Annotated in this window: 4 protein-coding genes; 3 read left to right on the top strand and 1 reads right to left on the bottom strand. The window is 42.4% G+C overall.

Annotation, left to right across the window (positions count from 1 at the left end; translation table 11 throughout):
* Nucleotides 1–318: 318 nt before the first annotated feature.
* The 3 genes from B7Y67_RS11560 (at nt 319) to B7Y67_RS11550 (ending at nt 2,812) form a co-directional block, all read left to right on the top strand.
* Complete coding sequence (locus tag B7Y67_RS11560) at nt 319–1,620, top strand: phage integrase SAM-like domain-containing protein (RefSeq protein WP_293598771.1); 1,302 nt, start codon at nt 319–321, stop codon at nt 1,618–1,620.
* A gap of 96 nt (nt 1,621–1,716) precedes the next feature.
* Entirely contained in the window at nt 1,717–1,962 is a 246-nt protein-coding gene (locus tag B7Y67_RS11555; RefSeq protein ID WP_280767491.1) for a hypothetical protein, read from the top strand.
* A gap of 34 nt (nt 1,963–1,996) precedes the next feature.
* Nucleotides 1,997–2,812 carry a hypothetical protein gene (locus tag B7Y67_RS11550; RefSeq protein ID WP_293598770.1) on the top strand — a complete coding sequence of 272 codons (816 nt, stop codon included), beginning with the start codon at nt 1,997–1,999 and terminating at the stop codon, nt 2,810–2,812.
* On the opposite strand, the gene B7Y67_RS11545 is transcribed toward B7Y67_RS11550, so the two are convergent.
* Nucleotides 2,813–3,412 (bottom strand): site-specific integrase, encoded by a 600-nt coding sequence (locus tag B7Y67_RS11545; protein ID WP_293598769.1) that lies wholly within the window; start codon nt 3,410–3,412, stop codon nt 2,813–2,815.
* Nucleotides 3,413–4,284 lie beyond the last annotated feature (872 nt).

Genomic DNA, 4,284 nt, shown 5'->3' with positions numbered 1-4,284 from the left:
GTAAACAGTCACTGATGACTGAGCTTGAGCTGCGCCAGCAAATGCTGTCATTGCTGCAACTGCTAATAGCGATTTTTTCATTCTTTAAATCTCCATAAAAATTGTCAAGAATGTGCACATCACTAACTTGCTCCATTAACACCGCATTACTTGCCCATTAGTTTGAGTGTCGCTGTCGCACACTGGGGACTGTGCGACAAAGTGCAAACGTTTTTCTAAAACGTGTTTGCTTTTTATAACAGTGGTAAATGATTTTGAAATGGTAGAGTTTTGGTGTACAAAAATTTGCGGAAAAATATACTGGTCGCATAACTTGGTGTGCGACAGTACGCTTGCAATATGCAATCCAAATCGGCAAACGACGAATTCTTTTACGCGAAACGTTGTCGCACGCTTCCAATCTTGCACACTATTACCTATGTGCCCAGTTATCCAAACAAGTTACGTATCTTTTTGACCAATGCAAGTAGCTACTGGCAAGTGCGCTGTTACTTTGATAACAAGACAGTGATACGTAGTTTGCGCACAACCAGTAAGCGACACGCTTTGCAACTGGCTAAATTATTTTATGAACAGCGTTTAATAGATACAGGCGTAATTGCACAAGGTGCTGTTGCAAACACACAAGATTTATCAGTCAACAACGTTGCCAACATCATGCTTGCTAATGAAACAGCACGTGTCAAGCGTGACGAGATTACCAACGGCACATACGTCATGCTGGTGTCACGCATACGCAAGTGGGTATTGCCGTATTTTGGGGCTGTGCAAGTTGCTGACATCAAACACACTGACATAGAACGCTTCTTGTATTTTCTAAGTGACAAACAATACAAGTCCATGACCATTACACAATACTTAAATGCGCTACACAAAGTATTGGAGTGCGCATTTAAACATGGTTGGATTGAAAAAATACCCACATTCCCCAAACTTAAATCATCTAGCACGCCACGTGGCGGATTTAGTGTTACAGAGTATCGTGCGCTACTGCGTGCCAGCAAACGATTAGCAAACCAAGTGTGTGACCCAATCAAAGTCACACATCGCACCAAACACAATAACTTGTTTGCACCAGACGCTAATATTCCACGCGAAATGACTTGGTTAATTGGTTTTATGGTTAACAGTTTTGTACGACCAGTTGATATGAAACTAATGCAACATAAGCATATTGAAGTGATACGTAATGGTCACATCTACTTGCGTTTAACCATTCCTGAAACCAAGCGTCACTCTGCACCAGTTATTACATTGCAATCTGCTGTACGCATATATGAACATCTGCGTAGTTATTACGACCAGCAAGGTTTGGCAACTGCAGATGACTATTTGTTTTTACCGCAGATTAAAGACCGTGCTGCTGCAATGCAATTGATTGACAAGTATTTCGTAAAGATACTGCTTGCAACAGGATTACGATTTGGCGCACTTGGACAGCGACGCACATTGTATTCGTTACGACACACAGCAATTACATATAGGTTGTTATACGGACGTGGAATTGATTTACTGACACTGGCGCGTAATGCACGTACAAGCGTGGAAATGATTGAACGCTTTTACGCAAGTCAACTTACACCAGAAATGAATGTGGGTATGTTGCACAGCAGAAGATAATTCATAGCGTTTGTACCTATTACACTTGTTAAGATTTAATTTATATTTTCTAATATTGATAACAATTCTGTAATCAATAACTAAATGGGGAATGATATGACTGAAATGACTTCATCTTCGCAATCTGCTAGCGACCAATTAGCAGCAGCACAAAAGGCACAAGCCGAACTCAATGCAAAGATTGAAGCATTGTTGACGCAAACACGTGAAGAAGATTTGGCAACTGTGAAAAGATTGATTACAACGCACAGTTTTAGTGCAACTGACTTGCGCAGCGTCATGAAAGCCAAATCATCACGTTCTGCACCCCGCAAAAGCACTAGTCGACGCAGAAAAGTTTAAACAGCATGCACAGCGTACATTGCAGTACGCTGTGTTGTTTGACTTACGCGCCATCAAATGCAGTAGCAGCATTGATGATAGCCAGTACATACATCAACTTACTTACAATGCGTTGCGTGATATTCCTTTTCGCTTAATCAATGATACGGAGTACGCATCATTACGCTTAATCAAAGCTGCACTGGTATCTGTGATTGCACAGCGTGCTGTGCCAAAACAAAAAATGCTTGCGGCATTGGGAAATGAGTGTTATTTGGAATATCTACAAAGCTACGACTGGGATATGTCACATGTAGAAAGTGATTGGAGCACAACAGAAAGCATGCCCAGTGTTTTGTATGATTACATGCAGTATGTAAAAGACGGTGACAAATATACTCGTCTTGCTAACTTGTTTCGTCGTTCTATTAAACGCGATGCTAATGGCAAAACAGCATTTCAGCGCATGGAAACAAAAGCAGAATCTTGCTACGAAGAAGCAGTCATGCTGATCACTAATGCAATTGATACTAATCCGCTACGTAATCCCATGCCTGATGCACAACAATCACATGAAATACAACGTTGGTTAGATCGTGACGTCAATTGTGAACTGGGTTTTGAGCCTGATGCTTGCATTACAGGTGTTCCGCGCATTCGTGGGAGTAAAAGTAAATTTGCACAGACATCTTTTGCACCTGCAGTTGGTCAGCGACTGCGGCAATATTGGCGACAACGAGAAGCATTGGTACAAGTTGCGCTGGAGTTACTGTACAGTCAAGAACACATTGCAGATGCCAATGATCATGGTTTGGAGCGTTCTGTTGAAATGCTCAAAGAACGACTTGCAGCACTGAAGTTACGCACTTAGTTAAGCCACCTGCAAACTAAAACAGTCTACGGCACGTCGTTTTTGCTCGTCATTCACCGTAACATAACGATTGGTGGTGGCAATGTTCTTGTGTCCCGCTAAACTGGCAAGTACAAACACACTGATGCCCGAATTACTCAAGTTGGTAATGAATGTACGTCTACCTGAATGGCTGCTAGCACCAAATACCCGTGCACGACGGTACAAGTAATGAAAGTGCTGGGTCAGTGTGGAAGCAGTAAATGCATTACGAATACCACGTAGCGTATGAAATAGTGGCATGTCATCACTAATATCACCTTGTGCATAGTTACGTGCTGTCAAGTACAGGCTAAGTTCGCGCTGCAACTGCGTACTGACAAACACCGTACGTGCATGCCCATGCTTGACACGCTGCGCCGATAAAAACACCTGCGTCTTAATGCTACCGTCCGTATTGCGCACATCCCCTACCGTTAATTGCGCGACTTCCGATACGCGAAGCCCTGCTAAGACCGTAAACAAAAACATCAACCGATTACGGGTTGCGTATGTACGTGTAGTGATGTAATTTAAAACTGCATCAATATCTTGCTGGGTGAGTGATTTTGCTTGTGCCATGGGTTTCTCCAAATAATGTGTACGTTTTTAGTATGTATTCTTATGTGGCAGCAGAGCAACCTGAACATGTATGTGGGTTTCATGTCATGCGTTTCTATACAAAACAACTACTTACGCCACTGACCAAAGAGTTTGTGCATTCTATTTGGTCATGTATTTAGCGCAAATTTACATGCACAGGTGTTTTATTCGTGGCATTTAGACGACAGCACATGCAACATATCAAAATAACGCTGTAGCGTGTGCACGTATTCTTGCTGGTGTTGTTTTTTTTGCCGCCCTGATCTGCGTGTATGCAGGTGTTTTGAGGTGTTGCTGCGTAGTGCTGCCAAAAATCAGTTCGTAGTCCTGTATTTTTGTACTGTAGTTTTCGCAGGTGTAGTAGACCTGTAGTGTTGGTGAATTACATCTAACTAGTAATGTGAAAGCAAACTGCGTTTGCTTGTGTCTCGCAAAAACTTCGTTTTCGCTCACACATTCTTTCTGTTGATTAATTGAGAACACGATAAAAGAAAGCCGAAAGCAACGCAGTTGCTTTTGGTGCAGTTAGCTTGACGGAGAATGTTCTGGTCATACAACGGCTATAGCGGAGAAATACTCTGTCGCTAGTAGTCGTTGCATGGTGCTTGACGGTAAAAAGTCCCTGCACACACAGTAGATTGGTTTTTACGGGATAAAGATGTTTTAAACTCCCAACCCATTACACGCATTGGTTTGCGTATGAACGGGAACTGCTTAACCCATGGCATTATCTGCTTATGCGTTGCACCGCAATCTACTGTGTTGATGCAACAAGCCCAGTCTCATTAGCCGTTATATTACAAACTGGTTTTTTGACCTTTCTTTGTGCAGCGTCTATCTGCTGTTTGATA

It is taken from the genome of Polynucleobacter sp. 35-46-11 (assembly GCF_002281105.1).
Note: the sequence above shows the minus strand (reverse complement) of the source record. Positions and strands in the feature narration are given on the sequence as shown.